This is a genomic window from Vitreimonas flagellata (assembly GCF_004634425.1).
In the GTDB taxonomy this organism is placed as follows: domain Bacteria; phylum Pseudomonadota; class Alphaproteobacteria; order Caulobacterales; family Aquidulcibacteraceae; genus Vitreimonas; species Vitreimonas flagellata.
In genome coordinates, this window is record NZ_SBJL01000004.1 from 356,575 (window position 1) to 381,195 (window position 24,621).

Consider the following 24,621-nt stretch of genomic DNA (forward strand, 5'->3'; position numbering starts at 1 on the left):
AAACTCCGAATGAAAACAAAGGGCCGTCCCTGATGGGCGGCCCTTTTCCATTGGTCGCCATCGTAGTTGACATCCAATAAAGGGTTGTGTATAGACAATATAACAATGGCAATACACAATAGAATATCAGTTTTCCGCGCAGAGCACGGCATGAGTCGCAAGGACTTGGCTGAGGCAATTGGCGTGAACCCACAGACCGTTGGCTACCTCGAACGCGGCGATTACGCCCCCTCTGTCGAGTTGGCCCTGAAGATCGCGGGCGTCTTTAGCGCGCCCGTCGAGATGGTGTTCTCGCTAAAGCCGTTTCCGAGCTTGGCGCAGAGCATGCGCAACAAGGGAGAGGATTGAATGTACGTCCGCACGCGTCGTCGCCCGATGGGCAGCGCCATGTCGCCGCGGCTCGCTCGCGGCCTGTTTATCGCGCTTTACACGCTTTATCCGATTGGCTGCATTCTTCAGCTCGGGCCCGATGCGGGCGATGAATTGCCAATCACGAGCATTGTCGGCCTGCTGATGGTCGCGTTCGCGATGCTCGCCTTTGCGATCCTCGCGGGCTCGAGTTTCCAACGCCAAGCGCAGGAACCGGACGCCAAGCTTGATGAGCGGGAACTGGCGCAGCGTAATCGCGCAACCTACCGCGCGTTTTCGCTTTTCGCCTCTTTGGTGGCCCTCGGGCTTTTGTACATGAACCTGCGCTTGGATTTCATCGATCGTTTCGATCTCTGGGCGCCGGTCACGCCAGAGCACTGGAACGCGTTGTTCTGGGGTGCGATTATCCTCAGCCTCACTTTGCCGGCCGCGTTTTTGGCATGGGAGCAGGAGCCGCCGCTGGAGGATTAACCTCACGCATTTGCAACGGCGGGCGGGCTTTGCTATTTCCCTGCCGCCCGCCGAGGAGCGTTGCGACGGCAAGCTTTGCCGCCAGGCTCGACGGGTTTCCCACTTGGAAAACGACGCTCGCCGCTTTCGAAGGAGGGCGCGCGATGAGCGCAACAGATTACGTCGTAAAGGACCTGAGCCTTGCCGCCTGGGGCCGCAAGGAAATCGAAATCGCCGAAACCGAAATGCCGGGCCTCATGGCTATTCGCGCCGAATATGGCCCGAAGCAGCCGCTGAAGGGCGCGCGCATCGCCGGATCGCTGCACATGACCATCCAAACCGCGGTGCTGATCGAGACGCTGCAAGCGCTCGGCGCCGAAGTGCGCTGGGCCTCGTGCAACATCTTCTCGACACAAGACCACGCCGCCGCCGCGATCGCCGCCAAGGGCACGCCGGTGTTCGCGGTGAAGGGCGAGACGCTCGAAGAATATTGGGACTACGCCCACCGCATCTTCGAATGGCCGAACGGCGAATACGCCAACATGATCCTCGACGACGGCGGCGACGCCACCTTGCTCTGCGTGCTCGGCCCGAAGGCGGAGCAGGACCAAGACTTCCTTGAACATCATTCGAACGAAGAAGAGCAAGCGCTCTTCGCGATGATCAAGAAGTATTGCAAGGAAAAGCCGGGCTTCTATTCGGCCATCCGCAACAGCGTGAAGGGCGTCTCGGAAGAGACGACCACAGGCGTGCACCGCCTCTACGAAATGGCCAAGAAGGGCGAACTGCCGTTCCCGGCCATCAACGTGAACGACAGCGTCACCAAGTCGAAGTTCGACAACCTCTATGGCTGCCGTGAATCGCTGGTCGACGCGATCCGCCGCGGCACGGACGTCATGCTCTCGGGCAAGGTCGCGGTTGTTGCTGGTTACGGCGATGTGGGTAAAGGCTCTGCCGCGTCGCTGCGCCAAGGCGGCGCGCGCGTGATGGTCACGGAAGTCGATCCGATCTGCGCGTTGCAGGCGGCGATGGAAGGCTACCAGGTCGTGACCATGGAAGATGCGGCGCCCACCGCCGACATCTTCGTCACCGCAACCGGCAACAAAGACGTCATCACCGTCGATCACATGCGGGCGATGAAAAACAACGCCATCGTCTGCAATATCGGCCACTTCGACGCCGAAATTCAGGTTGCTGGTCTGAAGAATTTCAAGTGGGACGAGATCAAGCCGCAAGTCCACCACGTGGAATTCCCGGACGGCAAGAAGATCATTCTTCTGTCCGAAGGCCGCCTCGTGAACCTCGGCAACGCCACTGGCCACCCGAGCTTCGTCATGTCCGCCTCGTTCACGAACCAAACGCTGGCGCAGATCGAACTCTGGACCAACGGCAAGGCATACAAGAACGAAGTCTATACGCTGCCGAAGCACCTCGATGAAAAGGTGGCCTTCCTCCACCTCGAAAAGCTCGGCGCCAAATTGACGAAAATGTCGAAGGGCCAAGCCGATTATATCGGCGTCTCCACCGAAGGCCCGTTCAAGCCGGACCATTATCGCTACTAAGTCTTCGTCATTCCGGGGCGGTCTTGCGCAGCAAGAGCGAACCCGGAATCCAGGGCGGCCGCTCCGTTGTTTGCCCTGGATTCCGGGCTCTTCGCTTCGCGAAGCCCCGGAATGACGAGGCGTGCGGCGCGCGCTTATTCCCAGCCCGCGTCGCGTGCTTGCGTTTCGCCGGCCGCATCGAGCGGCTCCCCGACGATTATCGCATCGACGGCGCTCAAGATTTGCTCTGACGCCGCCGCTTGGCGCACTTCGCCGCCGCCCGCGCCAGCGACGGTCATCGCCACGTTCCAAGCATCTCCTTCGCGGCACGCCAGGCCAGCTGTGCCGCCCTCGGTGAGATCGAACGTGCGGCAATAGCGGCCGTCCGCATCGCGGAAGCTTAAGCCGATCCGCACAGCGCCGGCCTCATCCGAAGCCAGCTGCGTCTGCAATGCGTCCGCCAGCGCGCCGCGTGCAATCAAGCCGCCCTCGCTTGGCGCAATTAGCGGCGCTTGCGTGTTCATCACGCCAACGCCCACGAACAGCCCAAGCACAACACTCGCCGCCATCGCGCTCCATTCACGCACCGACCAGCGCGTCGCGCGCCGCTCGGCCAAATTCACCACCTCGGCCATGCGCGGCGCCGCCGCCAGCAACGAGGCCGGCACCGGCTCATCCAGCACGCCATCAAACGCCGACGAAAGCCGTGTTCGCAAACGCTGATGCGCCGCCAGCTTCTCGCGCAGGCTCGCATCCTGGGCGAGCGCGGCCTCCACCTCGGCGCGTTCCGCACCGCTCAATTCGCCATCGGCGAACGCCATCAATCTTTCATCGTCGACGCTCATGACGCGCCTCCTAACATGACCTGCAGCGCCTCGCGTCCGCGCGCCAAGCGGCTGGTCAGCGTGCCGATCGGCACACCCAGTGCGTCGGCGGCTTCGCGATAGGCGAGACCCTCCACACACACGAGCGCCACCGCCTCGCGCTGCTCGTCCGGCAGCTTGCGCATCGCGCTCCAAACATCGTCGGCTTCCAACTTGGCGTGCATCTCGGCCTCGCCATCATTGCCGACCTGTTCGCCGAGCTCGGCCGGTGCGAACACCTTGCCGCGCCGCGTCCGTGAGCGCGCTTCGTCGATCCACGCATTGCGCACAATGCTAAAGAGCCACGAATCCAGCCGCGTGCCGGTCTGATATTGATCCATCCGCATCAAGGCGCGCTCCACCGCGATCTGTACGATGTCGTCCGCGTCCGCCATTTGCCCCGTGAGGGCGCGTGCGAAGCGCCGCAGGCGCGGCAACATCGCAACGATGTCTGAGCGGGTTTGGTCGGCGGCGCTCGTCATCTTCACTGGATCAAACGACTGGGACGGGCGGTTTCTTCCGCGGAAAATCGCTTCATAGTGGAAGGGACGAAAATAACAGGGTCAATCGTTCTGCGAACATGAAGCGTGCTTTCGCCCTTTTGTTCCTGATCAGCGCCCTGGCCGCGGCTCCCGCCGCGCGGGCGCAATTGGGCGTGCCGCTGCCAGAGGTCCCAGCGGTGGGCGAGGTGCTGGGCCGGACCCGCGACACGCTGGAGCGCCCACTACAAGATGTCCGACGCCTGCAGATCCGCGATCTCCTGCGCACGCATCGCCGCGAGCTGGAAGCCGATCCGGCCGGCCAGCCGATCGTCCGCAGCCAAATCCTCGCGCTCGGCATGAGCAATACCGCGCTCGAGGCGGCGCGCGCGCAAGGGTTCGAAATCGTCCGCACCGACCCGATCGATGAGGCGACCAGCATGGTCACGCTGCGTACGCCGCAGGGTATGTCGACGCGCCGCGCACTGCGGCGCCTGCGCGAAACCGTTCCAAACGGCACGTATGATTTCGACCACCTCCATCTCGAAAGCGGCGCGGCGCTTACGCTGCCGACGTTCGCGCAGAGTGGCGCCGCTTCCGCGGGCCCACGCGTCGGCCTGATCGATAGCGGCGTCGGCGCCAATGTCGCCGCGCAACGCGCGTTCGCGAGCAATGCCCCGGTCGTCGGCCCCCACGGAACCAATGTCGCAGCCCTCATAAGTAGCGCAGCGCCGGGCGCGCGCATCTATGCCGCGGACATCTTCGGAGGCGCGCCAACCGGCGGCGCCTCTTCGGCGTTGGCGCGCGCCCTGGGCTGGCTCGCGCAAGAGAACGTCGCCGTGATCAATGTGAGTCTCGTCGGCCCACGCAATCGCGTGGTGGAAGCCGTGATCGCGCGCATGGTCGCGCGCGGCTTCATTATCGTCGCCGCTGTTGGCAATGACGGCCCGGCCGCAGCGCCGCTTTTTCCTGCGTCATACGAGGGCGTCGTTGGTGTCACCGGCGTTGATGCGCGTGATCGTGTGCTCATTGAAGCAGGGCGGGGCGCACAGGTGGATTTCGCAGCGCTCGGCGTGCACGGGCGCACACGTGGAACCTCGTATGCCGCACCTATCATCGCCGCGCGTCTTGCCACACAACTCGCTGCGCCCAACGTGACGAACGCGCAAAACGTGGTGAACGCGATGCGCACCCAAGCGCGTGATCTCGGCGCGCGCGGGCGTGACGATGTGTATGGTTACGGCCTCATCGCTGCGCCCTGAAAGCATTCTCGAAGAATTTTGGAAGAAACGCAGGTTCCCGTTCGTTGTCTCTTCGAAGCCGGCCTTCAGCACGGCGCCAACCCGAAGGAGACACCATCATGAAGACGAAACTTCTGATCGCCACGACTGCCCTTGCCGCGATGCTCTGCGCCGCGCCCGCGTCCGCGCAAATTCTTGGCGGCGGCGGTTCCGTTGGCGGCGGCCTCGGCGGCACGATCAACAACACCACGGGCTCAATCGGCGGCTCCGTCAGCGGCGCCGGCGATCTGAGTGCCGATACAGGCGTCGTCGATCGCGCCACCCAACGCGCTGAACGCGAAACGCGTCGCGCCGCTCGTGAAGCCCGCCGCGCCGCACGCGCTGCTGAGGAACACGCGAGCCAGCCGCGCAGCGTTGATGCGGGCGGCGGCGGCGCGCTCGATGGCGCGTTGAGCGCCGGGCCGCTGTCGGCGCAAGGCAATGGCTCTGCCGAAGGCTCGGGCAGCGCTATGATCGACCCGGGCCCGACGGTGAATAGCGCCACGACCACGACGCGCACCGCCGCCAACCGCACCCGTGGCGCAGCCCAAGGCGCCGTCGAGCGCGCGCAAAGTGTATCACCCAACGTCTCTGCGACGGGTGGCGTAAGCGCCAATGGCTCGGCCTCGGCCGGCCGCACGCAAGCGAGCGATGCGCCCGCAGCTTCGGGCGACACAGATTCGGCCGACGATACCGTCACCAGTACTCCGGACTGACGCGTCGATCGAAAGAGCGGCGGCGCTTACTCCCCCGCCCAAACGCGTCGCCGCTCGCCTAAGCAAGGCGCCGTTGCCCCCACCCAACGGCGCCTTCGCCTGCGTTCATTTGCCGATCTGAATCCGCTTCGTGGTCGGCTTCGTCGTTTCCAGCTTTGGCAACGTCACCGTCAGCACGCCGTTCTTGAAGCTTGCTTTGGCGCGGTCTTCATCGACTTGCGCCGGCAAAGCCATGCGGCGTTCGAAGCGGCCATAGAAGCGTTCGCTATAGCGGCGCTCCTTATCGTCCGTTTCGGTGTGTTTTTCACCGCGTAGTGTCAGCACGTCGTCCTGGATGTTGATCTCGATGTCTTTCTCATCGAGGCCGGCAAGCTCGGCCGTGACCTTCAATTCCTTGTCGGTCTCCGTGAGTTCAACGGACGGAAAGCCAAAGCTGTTCTGCTCGCGCGTAAACGGCGCAAGCCCAAACCCGTTGAACGTATCGTCGAAGAGGCGGTTCATCTCCCGCTGCAGCGCGAAGAACGGGCTCACATCGCTGGGCCGGTCGGGCGCGCGGAAGCGACGCCCCGGTACGAGGTCAGTCATCGCATGCTCCTTACCATTTGTGCGGTGGGTCGGCGCGACCGTTCACGCCGGCCCTCATGCGCACGCATTTAGAAAACGCTTAGCGCGCTTCAAGACATTGCGTTGCCTCAACCGCCGCGCCGTTCTTGCACGCTTTCAATGTACGCGAGCAGATCGTCGATCTGCGCTGGCGCCAAGCGAAACTCCGGCATGTCAGGATGGCCGACGAGAATACCTTCGGCGAACGCTTCTTCCAGCGCAGTGACGGGATAGTCGCGTGAAAGCGTGCGGAAGGGCGGCGCCATCGGGTGGCGGCTTTCGCCCGTCGCGCCGATGGCGTGGCAGGTTGCGCAATTCAGCTCCGCCAGATGCCGGCCGGATTCAACGCTCGGCGTCTCCGCACGCCTCGGCGCAGGCTCGGCCAAACAGCTCGCGCATCCGCCCAGCGCCAGCGCGACGATCACGAAGCTCACATGTCTCATGGCCTTCTCCCGCTTGAAGCATCGCGCCCCGGCGCGCGCTGGCCTTGATCGAACGCAACTATCCCAAGCTTGGCGCCCTTGGGCGCATTGAACCTGTCATCCGAGGCGTGCAAGTAAACGGCCCTCGCGAGGAGATGCCGCCGCCATGCTGGTTTGGGCCCAACGCACAGTTTCGGTGCTGACCACCAGAGCCTTGGTCTATGGCGGGCTGTTTGTTTTCGTTGTGCTGCTTCACCTGGCCTTGTCCGCGGCGCTACGCGAGCACGGCTGGAATAGCGGCCTGGCGCTGACCGCCTCCGGCGGCGCGGTGCTGGGTCTCGTGCTCGTGCTCTTCAATCTGCTCGAACGCGTCCGCGAATGGCGGGCGGGGCGGCGCGAAATGGAGCGTATGCGCCAACGCCTGCCGGGCGGGCCGATGTGCGTCGTCTGGCGCGCGCCGGAAACCACGGTGGATCAAGATGACGACGCGATGCCGTGGGAAGTCGTCGGGCCATTGCGCGCGCGCTATCCGAAGCTGGCGCGGCGCATGGGTGTCGAGGGCGTCGCCATCGCCGAATTCGAAGTCAGCGCCGAGGGCCGCGCCAAGAACATTTCCTGCGTCGATGCTTGGCCGTCCGATGTCTTCTATGATGCCGCCCGCGAAGCCCTGGAACACGTACGCTTCCAGCCCAAATTCGACGTTCATGTCCGTTACGGCGCGAGCTATCGCATCCCGTTCGTGTTCCGCATTTCGGGCGCCGCGAAGTTGAAAGAGCAGGGCCGACGCGCCCGCAAACTCCGCCCGACTTTACAGGCGGCCCAGCAAGCTGTGGAAAAATTCCGCCGCACCGGCTGACCCCGCGCGTTAACGCATTGAACTTTCTTAACTTAACCGCGCGTTCACCAATTTAAGCTGTTGTTAACGCTTGCGCGCAGCCTGCGGCGTTTCCCTGGCTGCGTCCCTGCGGGATGATGCCTGCGGGGTCCGGCGATTCGTTTCGCCGCTAAGATGGAATTGGGGTCGGTATTGGACGGCGAATTCGCAAGCCTGCTGGTGGCGGGCGGCTCCGCGTCGATCGCGATTGCGTCGCTCATCTGGGCGATGCGCGTGACCGATGGCGCGCGCGGCGGCGTCGACGCGTGGAAGAAGCGCGCGCGCGAACTTGAGGACAAAGTCGCCTGGGCGGACGCGATTTTCGGCGCGCACCCGGGCGTGGTGCTGATCTGGGAAGACATCACCGCCGACGCCGACGGCGATTGGGGCGCGCCACGCATTTACGGCAGCCCGCTCGCGCTCGCGAGCCTGCTGCGTTTCTCGGACGCGGCGGTCGCTGCATCGCCCGCCGTGCGCATCCTGCAAGGGCTCTCCGTTTTCGACGCGACCGACGCTACGGGCGCGGCCACGCGTCTGTCGCCCGCGCTGACGCGTTTGCGCCGTGAGGGCGCCGCGTTCTCGCTCAAAATTTCCACGCCGGATGGCGTCTTCGTCGAAGTCGACGGCCGCACCGCGGGCGCGCGCGCTGTCGCTTGGATCATGGATGCCAGCGTTCGCGGCGTCGAAGAGGGCGCAGCCGGCGGTCGCATCGGCATCGGCCACGAAGTTATCGCGCGCGATCCGGCCGCCTTCCTCGAAATGTGGAATGGCGCCCCGTTCATGGCCTGGCGCGTCAATGGCGCGATGAAGCTCGAATGGGCGAATCCGGAATATCTGGCGGCACTTGAAGCCAAATCGCTCGACCAAGCGCTCGCGCGCAATCTTCAGCTTGACCAAGGCGCCGTCGAACTTGCGCGCAAAGCCATCGAGACCGGCGAAGCGGTTGAAGAAACCCGCTCCGTCGTCGTGCGCGGCGGCGAGCTGCGCACGTTCCGTCTGCGCGTGTCGCCCGTCGCCGGCGGCGCCGCCGGCATGGCGATCGACGTCACCGAACAAGAAGCCGCGCGCGATCAGATCGCCCGCCAACAGCGCGCGCACGACGAGACTTTGAACTTCCTCGCCGAAGGCATCGCCGTATTCGATGCGCAAAAGCGCCTCGTGTTTCACAATCTCGCCTTCGAGCGGATGTGGAATCTCGATGCGGGCTTCCTGCAGGATCGCCCCGCGCACGCGGCGTGGCTCGATTATCTCAAAGAGAAGCGCAAGCTGCCGGCGCACGCGAATTACGCCGAATGGCGCGCGCGCGAACTGGCGCTCTACCAAGAGCACAACGATCTGCCGCAAGATTTTTGGGTGTTGCCGGACAGCCGCATGTTCCGCATCGCGCGCCAGCGTCACCCGAACGGCGGCATGCTGCTGATTTTCTCCGACATCACCAACGAAGTATCGCTGAAGAGCTCGTACGACGCGCTGCTGCAAACGCAGAAGGCCGCACTCGACAAGCTGCATGAAGCTGTCGTCGTGTTTGGTCTCGATGGGCGCTTGAAGCTGTCCAACGCCGCGTTCCAATCGGTGTGGAAGCTCGAAGCCGATCAGCTGCAGCCTGAAATGCCGTTCGATCGCGTGGTGGAACTCTGCCAGCCGCTCTTCCACGACAAGGCGATGTGGGCGCAGGTGCGCGCGCGCATCACGGACCCGTCGCCGGAAGCGCGCACTGAGTATCGCGCCGAAATGCGCCGCAGCGACGAGACGGTGCTGAAATTCCTGACCCGTCCGCTGCCGGACGGCGCAACGCTCGTGGCCTTCCAGGACATCACCGCCGATCGCCGCGTGGAAGAAGCGCTGCGCGAGCGCGCGGAAGCGTTCGAGCAAGCGGACAAGCTCAAGGGCCAATTCGTCGAGAACGTGTCCTACCAGCTGCGCAATCCACTGCAGGCCATTCTCGGCAACGCCGAGCTGTTGCAGCATCGCGTGTTCGGCCCGCTCAATGATCGCCAGGTCGAGCAGGTGGGCTCGATCATCGACGCCGCCGGCAATCTCTCCAAACTGATCGACAACATTCTCGATGTGGCGATGGTCGAAGCCGGCAATGTGCAGCTCGATCTCGGCCCCGTGAACATCTACGACACGATCAGTGAATCCGTGCAGATGGCCGCCTCGAAAGCGCGTGACACCGAAGTGCCGATCCGCATCAAATGCGATCCCTCGATCGGCGACATCGAAGCCGATCAAAAGCGCATCACGCAAGTGATCGTGAATCTGCTCTCGAACGCGCTGCGCCATACCGAGCGCGGCGACACGATCACAGTGTCCGCCGAACGCCTCGACGGCATCGTGCGCCTCACCGTCGCCGACACCGGCAAAGGCATGGGCTTCGATCAACAAGCGCGCGCGTTTGACAGCTTCCAATCCGGCGATCGTCGCGGCGCGGGCCTCGGCCTCGCCCTCGTGCGCTCATTCGTGGAAATGCACGGCGGTTGGGTCGCACTGCAAAGCGAGCCAGGCCGCGGCGTCACCGTCACGTGCCACCTGCCCGCTACCGCCCCCGCCGCCGGCCCGCCGCCAGTGCAGCCCGGCGTAAAGCAACGCGCGGCTTAACACGCATCCCTCCCCGCGCGCGGGGAGGGGCAGGGGCGGGGATAGCTCCGTCAAAGCGAGGATAGAGCGCGCCTCTATCCCACACCTCGGACCGCCGGCTTCCAGCCGGCATCTTCATTTTGGACAAAGCAAAACCGTTGAGTGCCTTGGCCTTCCACCGTGCCGGCTGGAAGCCCGCGGTCCGAACGGCAAAAAATCTATCCGACCGAGTTCAAACCGCGCGCACACTCCCGCGCATGAAACACATCGCCCACTCCACCCTGACCAGAGAGGATCTCGAGCGCCAACAGCGCTCGCTCTTCCTGTGGCTGCTGGGCCGTGATGCTCGTTCTGCGCCTGGGCACAAACGCGCATCGCTCAAAAAGCCTCGAACGCGTGATCAGCAAATGCGAGCGCTTCGTCCACGCGCATCTCATCTGCGTCGCACTCTCGCGCCAACGCTTTAACGTGCGCGCGCAGCTCTACATCGCCCACGGCGTGCGCGCTCACAAAGCCCACCCGCGCCTGCTCGCGCGCAGCTTCCGTAAGCGCAATGCGAGCTTCTACGTGCGCATCCTGCATGCGCTGCATGTGTTCAATCATGCCGAACGCTACATCGCACAGCTGACACGCAAACTTCGCGGCGGGCCCATGCATCTGGTGTTGGCGACGCCATCCCCACCCCCGCCCCTCCCCACTGCGTGAGGAGGGGAGCGCTACTCACCGCGCATAATCCCGCACGATGCTCTCCAGAAACTCCCGCCCTTCGAACACCGATTGCACGCGGATCTTTTCGTTGAGGCCGTGTGCGTTGCCTTCGCCGGGCAGCGAGAACATACCGCTCATGCCGTAGGTCGGGATGCCGGCATTGTTGAGGAAGCGACCGTCCGTGGCGCCGACAGTCATCGTCGGCACGATCGGCGTGTTCGGCCAAAGCCGTGCGGCGGCACGCTCGACTGGGCCCATGATCTCGCGCGTCAGCGCCGGCGGGCTCGATCCATCGCGGCGACGCACGATGCCGACCTCGATTTGCGCATCACCAACAGCGCGTTGCAGCTCGGCTTGCACTTCCTCCGGCGTATGGCCCTGCAACACACGGCACGAGAGCGTCGCCATTGCGCGTTGCGGCAGCGCGTTGGCGGCGTGGCCCGCGTCGAGCTCCGTGGCGACGCACGTCGTGCGCATCATCGCATTGAAGCTCGGATCTTGCGCGACGCGCGCCGCGGCCGCCGCATCATTCGGATTGCGCGCAAGCGCACTCATGGCCGTACCCATCTCACCGCCCACGATCGGCGCCATGCGCTCGAAGAAGGCGCGCGTCACCGGATTGAGTTCGACTGGGAATTGATACGCGGCCAGCCGCGTCAGCCCATTGCTCAGGCGATAGATCGCGTTGTCGGGCACGGGCCGCGAAGAATGGCCGCCCGGATTGGTGACCGTGAGCGTCATCACTTGGTGGATTTTTTCACCGGCTTGAACATTGAGCGCCACCGGGCCGTTCGCGCCCAGGATGCCGCCCGCGCCTTCGTTGATCGCGAAATCGGCTTGCAGCCATTGGCGATGATTGCGCAGCAGATAATCGACGCCATTGACGCGGTTCGAGGTTTCCTCGCCGCAGGTCAGCGCCATGCGGATGGTGCGTCGCGGGCGATAATTCTCGCGGCGCATGCGCACCAGCATGTCGACGAACACCGCCGCCATCGCCTTGTCGTCCGCCGTGCCGCGCCCGTAGAAGAAGCCGTTCTCTTCGTAGAGCGTGAACGGATCGCGCTCCCAATCCTCGCGCCGCGCATCAACTACATCGATATGCGCCAGCAGGAGCAGCGCGCGCTGGCGCGACGTGCCGCGAATTTGCGCAACGAGATTGCCGTCGCCCGGCGCGCCGTCCGGCACGATCACCTGCGCATCGGCCTCGGAGAAACCGGCATTGCGCAGATGCACGAGCATGGCTTCCGCCGCCCGCGTGCACGAGCCCGTGCTCGGCGAGGTGTCGATCTCGACGAGCTCTTCATAGATCGCGCGAAACGCCGCGCGCTCAGGCGTCAGCTCTTGCGCCTCCGCGCGCGCGCCAAATCCCACAAACGCGACCGCGGCCGCCAAAACCCAAGCCCGCATGAACCCCTCCGTCAGGTCATGAATGAACAAGTTCTGACCAAGGTTCAATCCGCGACCCAAATTGGGTCCATCAGGAACAACGCGAGATTAACCGCGCGCAGGGCATGGAATTCACCATGTCTGGTTCCGCCCCCGTCGCGTCCGCGCGTAAGCTCTTGCTTACGTTTGCGCCTGCGTTGGCGCTGACCTTCGCCAGCCTCGGCGCGGCCGTGGCGTTTGAAGTCGGCCCGCGCACGCCGCGCCAAGTCGCGGCGGTATTTCCACCCTGGTGGTCGCCGGCGCGCGTGTTCGAAGCGGCGTCCGACGCTGGCGCCGTCACCGCCATCGGCGGCGCCCGCAACATCGTGATCGTCGTCGCTGACGATGACCAATTGCCCGCGCGCCTCAACGCAGCCGGCGCGCTTCTGCAACTCAACCCAAGTCTCACCGGTCTCTGCGCCGAGGATCAAAGAGATGTTTAAGACCCTTGCCGATCAGCGCGTCTTCGGCGCGAAACTCGTCAGCGCCGCCAATTGGCTGTTCGTGCCGACCATTGGGGCGGCCGCTTTTTTCCTGGGCGACGCGTGGCTCGGCCTCGCCATTGCTGCGACGTGCGTCGCGGGTTTCGCCAGCTTGGTCATGCGCTTCGGCGGCGGCGAAGCCGGGCGGCTCACTGCGTCCGCAGCACTCATGGCGCAAGTTTCGTTGCTGGTCGCAGCCCATGCCGGCCACGCCTGGCAGATCGATATGCACATGACCTATTTCGCAGCGCTCGCGGTGCTCACGATCTTCTGCGACTGGCGCGCGATCCTCGCGGGCGCCGGCGTTGTCGCCGTGCATCACCTCACGCTGAACTTCCTCATCCCGGCCGCGGTGTTTCCGGGCGGCGGCGATTTCTGGCGCGTTGTCGTGCACGCCGTGATCCTTATTGTTGAAGCCGTGATCCTAATGGGCGTCGCTCACAATATCAGTGGCATGTTCGCCGCCACCGCCGAGACGCTGGAGCGCGCCGAAGCCGCGCGTGCCGAAGCCAACAAAGCGCAAGCCGCCGAAGCCAGCGCCCGCATCGCGGAACAACACGCCGCCGCTGAACGCGCGGCGCTGCAGAAGCGCATCGAGGATGAACAGGCCGATGTCGTCGCGCGCCTCGCCAGCGGGCTCGAGCGCCTTGCGCAAGGTGACCTCACCGCCCAGATCACCAGCGCCTTCCCGTCCGGCTACGAAAAGCTCCGTGGCGATTTCAACGCCGCTTTGCGCCAGCTCAGAGAGACGATGGCCGATCTGAGCGGCGCCGTGGATACGATGCGCTCCGGCGCTGGCGACATCAGCCAAGCCACTGACGAGATGTCGCGTCGTACCGAAAGCCAGGCGGCCAGCCTGGAAGAATCCTCAGCCGCGCTCGATGAGATCACGGTGAACGTCCGCCGCACGGCTGACAACGCCAAGAAGGTCGCCGACGCCATGGGTGCGGCGCGCAGCGATGCGGACAAGAGCGGCGCCGTCGTCGCCGATGCGATCGAAGCCATGCGCGCGATCGAAGGCTCGTCCAAACAGATCAGCCAGATCATCGGCGTGATCGATGAGATCGCCTTCCAAACCAATTTGCTCGCGCTCAATGCCGGTGTTGAAGCTGCGCGTGCCGGTGAGGCGGGCCGTGGCTTCGCCGTCGTCGCCACGGAAGTTCGCGCACTCGCGCAGCGCTCCGCCAGCGCCGCGCGCGATATCAAGGAGCTCATTCAGAATTCAGAAGGCCTGGTCGACACCGGCGTCGGTCTCGTGGGCCAGACGGGTGAGGCGCTCACGCGCATCGCCTCTAGCGTCGGTCAGATCGACACGCTCGTGCAGGACATCGCTGAATCGATCGCGCAGCAATCGTCAGGCCTGGTGCAGGTCAACGCCGCCGTCGATGAGATGGATCGCGTCACGCAAAGCAATGCGGCCATGGTCGAGCAATCCGCCGCCGCCAGCCACGCGCTCTCGGATGAAGCCGCCGGCCTCGCGCAAAAAGTCGGCCGCTTCCGGATTGCCGACGAACCGCTCCGCCGCAGCGCTTAGTGCTGGCTCTTTGGTAGCCGCACCACGAGGCCGTCGAGGGCGTCGCTGATTTTGATTTGGCAGGAGAGGCGCGAGGTCGGCTCAACGTCGTTGGCGAAGTCGAGCATGGATTGCTCCATCGAGCCGGCTTCGCCCGTCTTATCGGCCCAGGCCGCATCGACATAGACGTGGCAGGTGGCGCAAGCGCAGGCGCCGCCGCAATCGGCGTCGATGCCAGGCACCGCGTGCTTCACCGCCGCTTCCATCACGGTCTGGCCGTTCGGCGCGTCGACAACATGCTCCTTACCGGAGTGCTCGATGTAAGTGATCTTCGGCATGATTCCCTATTTCGCGCTTGCGACCAATTCTTTCATTGGCCTTGTCTCGTCGGCGATGACGTCCCGCGGCAGCGAACGCCCCGTCTGGATCAGCATCTTCGCCCCCAAATACTCGGCCGGCTTGTTGACCGCATCGACCGCGATCAATTTTTCGCCCTGATAATAGAACGCCGCGAAGGCGCGGTCAGTCATGACGCCACGGAAGACGATGTGATCATAGCCGTTAAAAAGACCGGCGATCTGCAGTTTGAGATCATATTGATCCGACCAGAACCATGGCGCCTCAAGGGCGGGCGGTTTGCCGCCGGTAATCGCAGCCGCCACGATCTTCGCGCCTTCGATCGCGTTATGCACGCTTTCGAGCCGGCATAGACGATTGTCAAAAAAGCTGATCGGGCGCGCGGCGCAATCGCCGATGGCGAAGATGTTCGGATCGGACGTGCGGCATTGGGCGTCGGTGATGACGCCGTTTTCGGTGGTGAGCCCGCATTGCGATGCGAGCGTCATTTCGGGATTCACACCGATGCCGGCGAGCACGATATCGGCCGGAATCTCTGTGCCGTCGGTGAGGCCGACGGCGGTCACGTGATCGCTGCCTTTGATCAGAGCCGGCTGGCCGCCAAGCACGAAGCGCACGCCTTGGCGCGTGTGTTCATCCAGGAAGAAGCCAGCGACCTCGGGGCTGGTCACGCGTGCGAGCGGCCGGACGGCGGTTTCCACCACGGTGACGTCGAGTCCCAGCTGGCGCGCGACAGCGGCGGCTTCCAGGCCGATATAGCCCGCGCCAATGACGACGAGCTTTTTGCCCTGCACGAAATGCGGCTTCATCGCATCGATGTCAGCGGCTGTGCGCAGCGTGAACACGCCAGCAAGGTCGGCGCCCGCGAGCGGTAGCTTGCGTGGCCGCGAGCCTGTCGCCAGGACAAGCGCGTCGTAGCTCAATTCGCGCCCGCCCTCGACGCGCACCTTCTTGCTGGCGCGATCTATCCAGACCGCTTTCAGCGACGTCAGCAGCGCGATGTTCTCTTCGCCATAGACGCTGGCCGGGCGCAGCAGCAGCCGATCCATATCCAGCTCGCCGGCGAGGTATTTCTTCGACAGCGGCGGGCGCTGGTAAGGCGCGTACGGCTCTTCGCCGATGAGCGTAATGTCGCCCGCGAAGCCGCCTTGGCGCAGGCGTTGAGCCGTCTCGCCGCCGGCCTGGCCGGCGCCGATGATGATAACGCGTTTGATTTCGTTCATAGTCACAGCGGCTTAGCTTTTGCGGCCTCTGCGCGGCTTGCGCAAGGCGCCCTTGATGCCGCGCTGCCGCTAGGCCAGCATCCGCCGCCGTGACCGCCCAGAACCTTGTTGATTCGCGAGAAATCGCGCTGCCCGACGCGGCGGCGACGGTCGCGCTCGGGCGACGCCTAGGCGAAAGGATAGGGCCGGGCGACGTGGTTTGCCTGTTCGGCAATCTGGGCGCCGGCAAGACCACGCTCTCCCGCGGGGCGATCGAAGCCTGGACGGGCGCGGCGGAAGACGCGCCCAGCCCCACCTATACCTTAGTGCAGACCTATGATGGCCCGCGCGGCGAACTCTGGCATGTGGACCTCTATCGACTGAAGCAACCGGACGACGCCTGGGAGCTAGGGCTGGAGGACGCATTCGCTTACGCCGCGTGTCTGATCGAATGGCCAGAGCGCCTGGGCGCGCAGCTGCCACGCGATCGGCTCGACATTGCACTCACGCCGGCAGACGAAGGGCGTACGGCGAAGCTCAATGCGCATGGCGCTTGGAGAGAGAAGCTTGGAACGATCTGAAGCGCTGGCGAAATTGCTTGGCGAGACTGGTTTCGCCGACGCCGAGCGCGTGCCGCTCGCAGGCGATGCCTCAACGCGCCGCTATGAGCGCCTGACGCTGCCACATCGTCGCGCGATCCTGATGGATGCGCCGAAGAGTGCGGAAAGCGCGCCGTGCCCGCCGGGCGCCACGCCAGCCGAGCGCCGCACCATGGGTTGGAACGCGACCTCGCGCCTGGCGGCTTCGCGCGTGGAAGCCTTCGTTGCGGTCGCCGCGTATCTCGAAAGCCTGGGCCTAGCGCCGCCGCGTATTTATGGCGCCGATTGCGACGCCGGTTACGCCGTGATCGAGGATTTGGGCGACGGGCTCTACGCCAACGTCATCCCTGACGGTGTCGACGAGATCGCGCTCTATCAAGAAGCTGCGCGCGTGCTTGCGCACGTGCATGCAGCGCGCCCGCCGTCGAAGTTGGAGGGTGCGGGCGGCGCTTCTTGGCCGTTGCTCGATTACGACGCGCTCGCTCTGGAAGTGAACGCGGATCTGTTCGTCGAATGGCTCCCGCGCGCGGCAGACGTGCGCATCGACGATGCGGCGCGCGCGCGTTGGGAGCAGGTGCGCGACAATCTGATCGTGAAAGCGCTGGGTTTTCCGCGCGCGTTCACGATCCGCGATTATCATGCGGAAAATCTACTCTGGCTGCCGGAGCGCTACGGCTTGCAACGCGTCGGCCTGTTGGATTTCCAGGACGCGGTACGCGGTTGGCGCGCGTGGGATTTCGCGATGCTGTTGCATGATGCGCGGCGCGACGTGAGCCCTGCGGCGCACGAAGCCGCGATCCGCGCGTATCTCGACGCGACGGGCGCGAACGACGCCGATTTCCGTCGCGAGCTGGCGGTGCTCGGTGCGATCAACGCGATGCGCATCCTGGGCGTCTTCTCGCGCCTTGCAGGTCGTGACGGCAAACAGCGTTATCTCTCCTTCATGCCGCGCGAGTGGGGCCATCTGGCGCGCACGCTGCAGCATCCCGCACTCGAAGACACGCGCGATTTCGTCGAGAGCGTGGCGCGTCCTTATCTGGAGAAAGCCGCGTGAGCGCCACACCGCACACTGCCATGGTGCTCGCCGCTGGCCTTGGCACCCGCATGCGGCCGCTGACCAATGATCGGCCGAAGGCTCTAGTGCATGTGCGCGGTCGCGCGCTCATCGATCATGTGCTCGATCGGCTGATCGGCGCCGGCGTGAAACGCGCGGTCGTGAACGTGCATGCGTTCGCCGATTTGCTCGAAGCGCATGTGAAGCGCCGCACCGACATCGAGATCGTGATCTCCGACGAGCGTGCGCAGCTGATGGAAACCGGCGGCGGCGTGCGCCAGGCGCGGCCTTTGCTTGGCGACGATCTAATCATCGTCTGCAATATCGATAGCGTTTGGGAGGAGCCGAACGGTTCGGCGGTCGCGCGTTTGTGTGCTGGTTTCGACGCCTCACGCATGGGCGCGCGCCTGATGTTGGCGGCGATGGATGAGCAGCTCGGCTACGAAGGCGCCGGTGATTTCGTGATGGACGATGCAGGCGCGCTTGCGTTCCGTGATCAGCGTCCAAGTGCGCCGTGGGCGTATATTGGCGCGCAGATTATCGATCCGCGCATTGTCGATGACGAACCGCTTGAACCGTTCTCGTTCACGCGCGTGTGGCGCAGATTGGCGAGCGAAGGGCGGCTGCACGGCGCGCCGCTTGGCGGCTATTGGATGCATGTCGGCGATCCCGAAGCGCGCGAACAGGCTGAAGCGCGATTGACGGCGGCGGCGGCGCCAAGTCCATGAGCATGCTCTCGCTCGGGCTGCCCGAACCTTTGTTCGGCGGCCCAGCGCCGCGCCTGCGCTGTGCGCCCGCGTCGGCGCCATTTCTCGATGTGTTGGCGGACGCATTGGTCGCCGAACTCTCGCCGGAGCGCGATCCGTTCGCGCTGGCCGATGCGCTGGTGCTGCTGCCGAACCGCCGCGCCGCGCGTGGGCTGATTGACGCCTTCGCTAAGCGTTTGGGCGGCGCGGCGTTGTTACCGGCGATGCGCCCGTTGAACGATCCGTACGCCGACGACGATCCGGACGTTTGGGGCGCCGATCCGATCGCGGACGATATTCTGCCGCCGATCAACAAGCTGCAGCGGCGCATGCAACTCGCCGCGTTGATCCGCGCGCGCGACAAGTCCGAGAACGGCGTCGAAGATCCAGCGCGCGCTTTGGCGCTGGCCGATGAGCTGGGCAAGCTACTCGACAGCGCCTCGACTGTGGATCACGTCGATTGGAAGAAGCTGCCGAAGCTGGTCGAAGAGATCGAACTTGCGCGGCATTGGCAAAGCTCCGCCGCGTTCCTCGATATCATTGCCACCTTTTGGCCGGAGCATCTGAAGGAGCGCGGCCAAAGCGATCCGGTCGAGCATGGCGCGGCGTTGCGTCGTGCGCTCGCGGCGCGCTGGAAAGCCAAGCCGCCGACGCGGCCTGTGATCATCGCGGGTTCGACTGGCTCGATCGCGACGACGCGGGAGCTGATGCGCGTGGTGTCGCGCTTGCCGCGCGGCGTGGTCGTGCTGCCGGGGATCGATGTCGATCTGGATGACAGCTCGTGGCGCATGGTCGGCGATCAGCATCCGCAACACGCGTTGAAGGCGACGCTGTCGGCGCTTGGCGTGGAGCGCGATGCCGTGCCGCTGTTGCGCCTGGAGGATGAACGCGGCCGCGCACGGCGTGTGTTGATGCGCGAAGCTCTAGCGCCGGCGGAGAAGACAGCGGATTGGCTTGCGCGCTTGGATGCGGCTGGCGGCACGGATTTCGTGCGTGAAGGCGCGAGCGGTTTGCGCCTGCTCGAAGCCGCGACCGAAGACGAAGAAGCGATGGCGATCGCGCTTCTGGTGCGCGAGGCGCTGGAGAAGCCGGACGGCAGTGCGGCCATCGTGACGCCGGATGCGGCTTTGGCGCGGCGGATCGAATCTAAGCTCGCGCGCTGGGGTATTGAGCCGAACGTCTCGCATGGCCTGCCGCTGCGCGAGACTGATGCAGGGCGCTTGGTGGCGTTGCTCTGCGAGTTGGCGCGCGATCCCGGCGAGCCGGTGGCGCTGGCGGCGTTGCTGAAGCATCCGCGTGTCGGCTTGGCGCGAGACGCGGCGGCGTTGACGGTGCTGGAGCACAAGGGTCTGCGCGGGCCGCGCCGTTATGATTCACTCGGTGAACTCGCGACGCTCGATCAGCGCGTTGAGATCAAAGCGTGGGACGGCGCGCGCGGCATTGTGGAGATGGTCGCTGCAGCGTTGAAGCCGCTCACCGAGCTGATGTCGCATCGCCAAGTCTCGCTCGCCGAGTTTGCCGACGCACTCACGCAATCGGCCGAGAAGCTAACAGCGTTCGACGTCTGGCAAGGCCGCGACGGCGAAGCGGTGGCGACGCTATTGCGCGAAGCGAACGAGCATGGCGGCGAACTTGGCGAGATGGAAGCGCACGCGGCGCCGCGCGTGATGTTGCGCTTGATGGATGGTCGCGAAGTGCCGCCGCTGCAAACCAGCGGCGATGCGCGCGTGGCGATTTGGGGGCTGCTCGAAGCGCGATTGCAGCGGCGCGATTTGATGATCCTGGCCGGCCTGAACGAGGGCGTGTGGCCGGCGCCGCCCGGCGAAGACCCGTTCCTCTCGCGCGCGATGCGGGCGAAATTGGGCTTGCTGTCCGTCGATGCGCGCATTGGCTTGGCCGCGCACGATTTCGCGCAGCTCGCCAACGCGCCGAACGTGGTGCTGTCGCGCGCCCTGCGGCGCGACGGGTCGCCGACGCTCGCGTCACGCTGGCTGTGGCGTTTGAAGACGTTGGTGCAGGGCGCGCAAGCGGAGCTGCAATCGGCCAACGAGTTTATCGAGTACGCCCGCGCACTCGATAAACCCGCCGCGATTAATCCCGCAAAGCCGCCCAAGCCACGTCCACCGGCCGGCAAGCGCTTGACGCAAGTGAGCGTGACGACGGTGGAGACGTTGATCCGCGATCCATATGCAGTCTATGCGCGGCGGATTTTAAAGCTGGATCATCTCCTGCCGATCGGTGCGCCGGCAGGGCCCGCCGAGCGCGGCACAGCCGTGCATGCGGCGATCGAGAAGTTTGAGGATGGCGACGATCCCGCGAAGCTCACGTGGCTGCTGGATGAGGCGCTGCGCTTGCACGGCATTTCACCCGAACGCCGCGCGGCTGAGCGGGAGCGCCTAGGCGTATCGGTCGCGGCGTTGATCGCGTGGTTCGATGAACGACGCGCGCGCAACGCAACCGTGTTTCGCGAAGTCTTCGGCAAGATGGACGTCGATGGCGTAGAATTGCGTGGCATCGCGGATCGCATCGAGATTGGCGCAGGGCACGCCGCGATCCTCGATTTCAAAACAGGTGCGCCGCCGACCGACAAGCAAGTCAGTACGGGCTTGTCGCCACAGCTTTTGCTCGAAGCGGCAATGCTCGCGCGGGGCGTCTTTAAAGATGAAGCGCGCGGGATCGTCGTGCCGCGCGCTGACGTCACCGAACTGATCTATTGGCGTTTCGGCAATTCCGATCCCACGCCACGCGCGGTCAGTCTCGAGGATAGCCCGCATGAAGCCGGCGAGAAGGCGCTCTCTTCGTTGCGCGGTTTGCTCGCGCGTTATGCGGACGAAGCCCAAGCGTTTCTTTCCAAGCCGCGCGTGCAATTCATCAAGCCGTATGCGGAGTATGATCATCTCGCGCGGCGCAAGGAATGGGCCGACGAAAAGGGCGATGAGTAATGAACGCCCCGCTTGACGCCCTACAAGAAGCGAACGCCAGCCAGGGCTTGGCGGCGAACCCGTCATACTCCGTGTTCGTCACCGCGAACGCAGGATCTGGCAAGACAAAGGTGCTGGTCGATCGCATCGCGCGATTGCTGCTCGAGGGTTCAAAGCCATCCGCGTTTCTCTGCATCACCTACACGAAGGCCGCGGCCGCTGAGATGCAGCGCCGACTATTCGAACGCCTCGGCGGTTGGTGCGTCGCCGACGACAAAACGCTCGCAACGGAGCTGGCGAAGCTCGGGGCGCCAGACGCCAATCTCGGTCAAGCGCGCGCTCTGTTCGCACAGGCGCTGGAAACGCCGGGCGGTTTGAAGATTCAAACCATTCACGCCTTCTGTGAACGCGTGTTGGCGCGCTTCCCATTGGAAGCTGGCGTGTCGCCGGGCTTTGACATTGCCGACGAAGCGCGCGCGGCGGCGTTGTTGGGGCAAGCGCGTGCGGATGCGGCCTTGGCGCCTGATGCGCCGCGCGAGGCGTTCCGGCGTTTCGCGGCGCGGCTGCATGGCGAGGCATTGGAAGGTTTGCTCGATCGCTTGGCATTGCGCCGCGGCGAGTTTCACAATTACGCGCAACGCTACCAGGGCGAGTTGTTCGCACAGCAATCCCTGCGCGACCGGCACGGCGTCACCCAGAGCGCGGAAGATTTCATCCGCGAGTTCTTACGGCCGTGGCGCTGGAATGATCTGCGCGAAGCGGCGACGAAGCTGGCCGAGGGCAGCACGCAAGATGTCGCGACTGGGGAGCGCCTACGCGCAGTGCTGGCGTGCGTGGAGCGCAACGATCATGCGGGCGCGATGGCCGGCTGTTTCGCGCTGGCGCTGACCGGCGACGGCGCGCTGCGTGCGAGTTTCGCGACGAAGCCGACGCAGAAGGCGCATCCTTGGCTTGAGCCTCTTGTGCGTGAGCTGTCCGAGGCAACGGCAGATGCACGAGATCGTTTGAATGCGATCGAGCGTGCGGAAGATTCGATCGCCGCGCTTGCGCTCGCGCTGAAACTCGACCAAGCGTATGCCGACGCGAAGAAGCGCGCCGGCGCGCTCGATTTCGACGATCTGATCGAACACGCGCAGGCGCTGTTGCAGCGCTCCGAGGCCGCGCCTTGGGTGCTCTACAAGCTTGACGGTGGCTTGGATCACATTCTGATCGATGAAGGGCAGGACACGAGTCCCACGCAATGGAATCTGATCGCGCCGCTGCAGGATGAATTCTTCGCTGGCGCAGGCGCGCGTGAGATGCCGCGCACGATCTTTGCGGTCGGCGATCCCAAGCAGAGCATTTACGCGTTCCAAGGCGCCGATCCGCGCCGCTTCTTGAATGAAGCGCAAGAGCTGTCGCGGCGCGCGCATAGGGCGGAAATGCTGTTCGTCGCGCCGGAATTGCGCACGTCGTTCCGCACGGCGCCCGAAGTGCTGGAGGCGGTGGACGCGACGATGGCCGGCAAGCCGCTTGTTGCTGGCAATCCTGGCGCGCATGACGAGATCAAGCATTTGGCGGCGCGTGCCAAGGAAAGCGGCGTCGTTGAAGTGTGGCCATGGACGCCGCGTCCAATCGTGGCGGACGCCAAGCCTTGGGACGCGCCGCAGGATGTCGAGACCGGCGCCAGCGTGCACGCGATCCTCGCCAAAGCGATCGCGCAGCGCGTCAAGACGATGATCGAGACGCGCGAAGCCGTCTGGGACAAGGGTGCGTTGCGACCGGTGCGTGCGGGCGACGTGTTGGCGCTGGTGCGCACGCGCGGCGCCATGTTCCGCGAACTGATTAAAGCGTTCAAGCGTACGGGCCTGCCGGTGGCGGGCGCCGACCGCATGGTGTTGCGCGATGAATTGGCGGTCGAGGATTGTTTGGCGCTGATGCAAGTCGCGCTCGATCCGGCCGACGATTTGGCGTTGGCGTGCGTGCTGAAGGGGCCGTGGTGCAATCTCGTTGATGACGACGCGGATCTGTTTCCGCTGGCGTACGGCCGCGACAAGGGCGAGCGGCTGATCGATCGCTTAATGGCGAGCACGGAAGAAAAGTATGCCGCCGCGCGTGCCTTCGTCACGGAGTTGATCGCACGCAAAGGCGCGGATGCGTTTGCGTTTCTGAGCTGGGCGCTGGAGACGCAGCAGGGCGGCGGGCCGTCTGGCTGGGCGCGCGTGTTTGCGCGGCTGGGGCCGGAGACGCGCGATCCGTTGGAAGAATTGTTGCAGCGTGCGTTGAAGCCCGCGGGGCACGTTGCGCCGACTTTGCAGCGCTTCTTGTATGATATTGAGCTCGACGCGGGGCAGGTAAAGCGCGAGCTGGAGGCCGAGACGGGCGCGGTGCGCGTGATGACGGTGCACGGCGCCAAGGGGCTTGAGGCGCCGGTGGTGATTTTGCCGGACGCGACCGGCGACGTCGCCGATGCGCCAGACAATGGCTTGATCTTCGATGACGAGGATGGGCCGTTCGTGTCGTTCCGAGGCAAGGACGATGATCGCGCTGTTGCCGGTGCGCGCGCTGCGCATGAAGTGCGCATGTTGGGCGAGCATTGGCGCTTGCTCTATGTGGCGATGACGCGCGCGCGCGATCGGCTGATCGTGTGTGGCACGCAATTCGGCAACGCGAAGCTTGGTGAAGCGCCGGAAAGCTGGCGGGCTGCTGTGCAGGAAGGTTTATCCAAGCTTGGCGCTGAAGCTTTTGAGACGCCGTTCGGTGAAGGTTTGCGCTATGGCAAGCCGCTGTTTGCTGATGCGCAGACAATAGCGCCGTGTGTTGAATCCGTGCTGCCAGTTTGGGCGCGCACGCCTGCGCCGGGTGGCAAGCGTGTGGAGATTGCCGCGCCGTCGCGTGTGGCGCGCGTGAACCCGGCTTTGTTTTCGCCGCGCGGCGATGGGCAGAAAAGGTTTCGGCGCGGGCAGATGATCCACGGCCTGCTGCAACGTCTGCCCGAGATCGAGGAAGCGCGGCGCGAAGCGGCGGCGTTGGCGTGGCTGGCGCGGCAGGGCGTCGATGATGCCGAGGCCGCGGAGTTTGCGCGCGAGGCGATGCGCGTCGCGGCGGATAAGCGCTTCGCGCCGGTGTTCGGGCCGAACAGCCGCGCCGAAGCGCCAATCGTCGGCGACGCGGCGGGCAAGCCGGTGCGCGGTATTGTGGACCGCATCGTCGTGGAAGATTCGCGCGTGCTCGTGCTCGACTTCAAAACCGATCGCCCGGCGCCCACCGATCCGGCCGCGGCGCCCGATGCTTACGTCTTACAACTTGCGCTCTATCGCGCCGTTTTGCGCAAGATTTTCCCAGCAAAGGCCGTGTCTTGCGCCTTGCTTTGGACGGAAGCGCCGTATTTGATGGACCTGCCGGAAGATCGTTTGGATGCTGTTTTCGCGAATTTCGCCGCCGGTTGAAACCTTAAGACT

General features: G+C 64.8%; 22 protein-coding genes and 1 riboswitch. Of the genes, 15 read left to right on the top strand and 7 right to left on the bottom strand.

Annotated features, from left to right (window positions below):
* The first annotated feature begins 105 nt into the window (after positions 1-105).
* The 3 genes from EPJ54_RS17565 to ahcY all read left to right on the top strand — a co-directional run bounded on the left by EPJ54_RS17565 (position 106) and on the right by ahcY (position 2,381).
* Complete coding sequence (locus EPJ54_RS17565) at positions 106-348, top strand: helix-turn-helix transcriptional regulator (RefSeq protein WP_275574766.1); 243 nt, start codon at positions 106-108, stop codon at positions 346-348.
* Positions 349-840, top strand: a complete 492-nt coding sequence (locus tag EPJ54_RS17570; protein ID WP_135213051.1) for a hypothetical protein — start codon at positions 349-351, stop codon at positions 838-840. It begins immediately after the preceding gene.
* 46 nt (positions 841-886) lie between these two features.
* A riboswitch (S-adenosyl-L-homocysteine riboswitch) is annotated at positions 887-966 on the top strand.
* Between the two features lie 17 nt (positions 967-983).
* Positions 984-2,381 (top strand): adenosylhomocysteinase, encoded by a 1,398-nt coding sequence (gene ahcY / locus EPJ54_RS17575; RefSeq protein WP_135213052.1) that lies wholly within the window; start codon positions 984-986, stop codon positions 2,379-2,381.
* A gap of 134 nt (positions 2,382-2,515) precedes the next feature.
* Here ahcY and EPJ54_RS17580 read toward each other — a convergent pair whose 3' ends face one another.
* Together EPJ54_RS17580 and EPJ54_RS17585 are read right to left on the bottom strand one after the other, a co-directional pair.
* Positions 2,516-3,205, bottom strand: a complete 690-nt coding sequence (locus EPJ54_RS17580) for an anti-sigma factor family protein (RefSeq protein WP_135213053.1) — start codon at positions 3,203-3,205, stop codon at positions 2,516-2,518.
* Positions 3,202-3,705 (bottom strand): sigma-70 family RNA polymerase sigma factor, encoded by a 504-nt coding sequence (locus tag EPJ54_RS17585; protein ID WP_135213054.1) that lies wholly within the window; start codon positions 3,703-3,705, stop codon positions 3,202-3,204. The genes EPJ54_RS17580 and EPJ54_RS17585 overlap by 4 nt, the downstream gene beginning before the upstream one ends.
* Positions 3,706-3,803: 98 nt before the next feature.
* Between EPJ54_RS17585 and EPJ54_RS17590 the strand changes: the two genes are divergently transcribed.
* Together EPJ54_RS17590 and EPJ54_RS17595 are read left to right on the top strand one after the other, a co-directional pair.
* Positions 3,804-4,964: a S8 family serine peptidase gene (locus tag EPJ54_RS17590; protein ID WP_135213055.1), complete on the top strand. Its 1,161-nt coding sequence runs from the start codon at positions 3,804-3,806 to the stop codon at positions 4,962-4,964.
* A gap of 98 nt (positions 4,965-5,062) precedes the next feature.
* Positions 5,063-5,698 (top strand): hypothetical protein, encoded by a 636-nt coding sequence (locus EPJ54_RS17595; RefSeq protein ID WP_135213056.1) that lies wholly within the window; start codon positions 5,063-5,065, stop codon positions 5,696-5,698.
* A gap of 105 nt (positions 5,699-5,803) precedes the next feature.
* Here the strand turns inward: EPJ54_RS17595 and EPJ54_RS17600 are convergent, their stop codons facing one another.
* Complete coding sequence (locus tag EPJ54_RS17600; RefSeq protein ID WP_135213057.1) at positions 5,804-6,283, bottom strand: Hsp20/alpha crystallin family protein; 480 nt, start codon at positions 6,281-6,283, stop codon at positions 5,804-5,806.
* 107 nt (positions 6,284-6,390) lie between these two features.
* A complete protein-coding gene (locus EPJ54_RS17605) occupies positions 6,391-6,744 on the bottom strand; it encodes a c-type cytochrome (protein ID WP_135213058.1) in 354 nt (117 codons plus the stop codon).
* A gap of 145 nt (positions 6,745-6,889) precedes the next feature.
* On the opposite strand from EPJ54_RS17605, the gene EPJ54_RS17610 reads away from it, so the two are divergent.
* The 3 genes from EPJ54_RS17610 (at position 6,890) to EPJ54_RS17620 (ending at position 10,879) form a co-directional block, all read left to right on the top strand.
* A complete protein-coding gene (locus tag EPJ54_RS17610; RefSeq protein WP_135213059.1) occupies positions 6,890-7,579 on the top strand; it encodes an energy transducer TonB in 690 nt (229 codons plus the stop codon).
* 171 nt (positions 7,580-7,750) lie between these two features.
* Positions 7,751-10,195, top strand: coding sequence for a sensor histidine kinase (locus EPJ54_RS17615; protein ID WP_135213060.1), 2,445 nt, complete (start codon positions 7,751-7,753; stop codon positions 10,193-10,195).
* Positions 10,196-10,513: 318 nt separating this feature from the next.
* On the top strand, positions 10,514-10,879 hold the full coding sequence (locus EPJ54_RS17620; RefSeq protein WP_135213061.1) for a hypothetical protein: 366 nt from the start codon (positions 10,514-10,516) through the stop codon (positions 10,877-10,879).
* A 15-nt stretch (positions 10,880-10,894) separates the two neighbouring features.
* Here EPJ54_RS17620 and EPJ54_RS17625 read toward each other — a convergent pair whose 3' ends face one another.
* A complete protein-coding gene (locus EPJ54_RS17625) occupies positions 10,895-12,289 on the bottom strand; it encodes a M20/M25/M40 family metallo-hydrolase (protein ID WP_135213062.1) in 1,395 nt (464 codons plus the stop codon).
* A 116-nt stretch (positions 12,290-12,405) separates the two neighbouring features.
* Here EPJ54_RS17625 and EPJ54_RS17630 point away from each other — a divergent pair, with 116 nt between their 5' ends.
* Complete coding sequence (locus tag EPJ54_RS17630) at positions 12,406-12,750, top strand: hypothetical protein (protein WP_135213063.1); 345 nt, start codon at positions 12,406-12,408, stop codon at positions 12,748-12,750.
* Complete coding sequence (locus EPJ54_RS17635; protein ID WP_135213064.1) at positions 12,743-14,323, top strand: methyl-accepting chemotaxis protein; 1,581 nt, start codon at positions 12,743-12,745, stop codon at positions 14,321-14,323. The genes EPJ54_RS17630 and EPJ54_RS17635 overlap by 8 nt, the downstream gene beginning before the upstream one ends.
* Here EPJ54_RS17635 and EPJ54_RS17640 read toward each other — a convergent pair.
* Positions 14,320-14,640, bottom strand: coding sequence for a 2Fe-2S iron-sulfur cluster-binding protein (locus EPJ54_RS17640; protein ID WP_135213065.1), 321 nt, complete (start codon positions 14,638-14,640; stop codon positions 14,320-14,322). The two genes, EPJ54_RS17635 and EPJ54_RS17640, sit on opposite strands and share 4 nt — an antisense overlap.
* Positions 14,641-14,646: 6 nt before the next feature.
* The gene (locus tag EPJ54_RS17645; RefSeq protein ID WP_135213066.1) at positions 14,647-15,882 is read right to left on the bottom strand and encodes an NAD(P)/FAD-dependent oxidoreductase; all 1,236 of its coding nucleotides are present in this window, start codon (positions 15,880-15,882) and stop codon (positions 14,647-14,649) included.
* Between the two features lie 89 nt (positions 15,883-15,971).
* Here EPJ54_RS17645 and tsaE point away from each other — a divergent pair, with 89 nt between their 5' ends.
* From tsaE to addA, 5 genes are read left to right on the top strand one after another with little or no spacing between them, the layout of a single operon-like run.
* Complete coding sequence (gene tsaE, locus EPJ54_RS17650; RefSeq protein ID WP_239591011.1) at positions 15,972-16,442, top strand: tRNA (adenosine(37)-N6)-threonylcarbamoyltransferase complex ATPase subunit type 1 TsaE; 471 nt, start codon at positions 15,972-15,974, stop codon at positions 16,440-16,442.
* Entirely contained in the window at positions 16,429-17,514 is a 1,086-nt protein-coding gene (locus EPJ54_RS17655; protein WP_239591012.1) for an aminoglycoside phosphotransferase family protein, read from the top strand. Before tsaE ends, EPJ54_RS17655 begins: the two co-directional genes overlap by 14 nt.
* Positions 17,511-18,242: a nucleotidyltransferase family protein gene (locus tag EPJ54_RS17660; protein ID WP_239591013.1), complete on the top strand. Its 732-nt coding sequence runs from the start codon at positions 17,511-17,513 to the stop codon at positions 18,240-18,242. Before EPJ54_RS17655 ends, EPJ54_RS17660 begins: the two co-directional genes overlap by 4 nt.
* Positions 18,239-21,202, top strand: a complete 2,964-nt coding sequence (addB, locus tag EPJ54_RS17665) for a double-strand break repair protein AddB (RefSeq protein WP_135213067.1) — start codon at positions 18,239-18,241, stop codon at positions 21,200-21,202. The genes EPJ54_RS17660 and addB overlap by 4 nt, the downstream gene beginning before the upstream one ends.
* A complete protein-coding gene (gene addA, locus EPJ54_RS17670; protein ID WP_135213068.1) occupies positions 21,202-24,609 on the top strand; it encodes a double-strand break repair helicase AddA in 3,408 nt (1,135 codons plus the stop codon). Before addB ends, addA begins: the two co-directional genes overlap by 1 nt.
* Positions 24,610-24,621 lie beyond the last annotated feature (12 nt).

What these genes read in the sequence shown, in the direction of transcription:
- EPJ54_RS17565 (WP_275574766.1), top strand. Translation starts at nt 106, where the DNA reads ATGGCAATACACAATAGAATATCAGTTTTCCGCGCAGAGCACGGCATG.
- EPJ54_RS17570 (WP_135213051.1), top strand. Translation starts at nt 349, where the DNA reads ATGTACGTCCGCACGCGTCGTCGCCCGATGGGCAGCGCCATGTCGCCG.
- ahcY (WP_135213052.1), top strand. Translation starts at nt 984, where the DNA reads ATGAGCGCAACAGATTACGTCGTAAAGGACCTGAGCCTTGCCGCCTGG.
- EPJ54_RS17580 (WP_135213053.1), bottom strand. Translation starts at nt 3,205, where the DNA reads ATGAGCGTCGACGATGAAAGATTGATGGCGTTCGCCGATGGCGAATTG.
- EPJ54_RS17585 (WP_135213054.1), bottom strand. Translation starts at nt 3,705, where the DNA reads ATGACGAGCGCCGCCGACCAAACCCGCTCAGACATCGTTGCGATGTTG.
- EPJ54_RS17590 (WP_135213055.1), top strand. Translation starts at nt 3,804, where the DNA reads ATGAAGCGTGCTTTCGCCCTTTTGTTCCTGATCAGCGCCCTGGCCGCG.
- EPJ54_RS17595 (WP_135213056.1), top strand. Translation starts at nt 5,063, where the DNA reads ATGAAGACGAAACTTCTGATCGCCACGACTGCCCTTGCCGCGATGCTC.
- EPJ54_RS17600 (WP_135213057.1), bottom strand. Translation starts at nt 6,283, where the DNA reads ATGACTGACCTCGTACCGGGGCGTCGCTTCCGCGCGCCCGACCGGCCC.
- EPJ54_RS17605 (WP_135213058.1), bottom strand. Translation starts at nt 6,744, where the DNA reads ATGAGACATGTGAGCTTCGTGATCGTCGCGCTGGCGCTGGGCGGATGC.
- EPJ54_RS17610 (WP_135213059.1), top strand. Translation starts at nt 6,890, where the DNA reads ATGCTGGTTTGGGCCCAACGCACAGTTTCGGTGCTGACCACCAGAGCC.
- EPJ54_RS17625 (WP_135213062.1), bottom strand. Translation starts at nt 12,289, where the DNA reads ATGCGGGCTTGGGTTTTGGCGGCCGCGGTCGCGTTTGTGGGATTTGGC.
- EPJ54_RS17630 (WP_135213063.1), top strand. Translation starts at nt 12,406, where the DNA reads ATGTCTGGTTCCGCCCCCGTCGCGTCCGCGCGTAAGCTCTTGCTTACG.
- EPJ54_RS17635 (WP_135213064.1), top strand. Translation starts at nt 12,743, where the DNA reads ATGTTTAAGACCCTTGCCGATCAGCGCGTCTTCGGCGCGAAACTCGTC.
- EPJ54_RS17640 (WP_135213065.1), bottom strand. Translation starts at nt 14,640, where the DNA reads ATGCCGAAGATCACTTACATCGAGCACTCCGGTAAGGAGCATGTTGTC.
- EPJ54_RS17645 (WP_135213066.1), bottom strand. Translation starts at nt 15,882, where the DNA reads ATGAACGAAATCAAACGCGTTATCATCATCGGCGCCGGCCAGGCCGGC.
- addB (WP_135213067.1), top strand. Translation starts at nt 18,239, where the DNA reads ATGAGCATGCTCTCGCTCGGGCTGCCCGAACCTTTGTTCGGCGGCCCA.
- addA (WP_135213068.1), top strand. Translation starts at nt 21,202, where the DNA reads ATGAACGCCCCGCTTGACGCCCTACAAGAAGCGAACGCCAGCCAGGGC.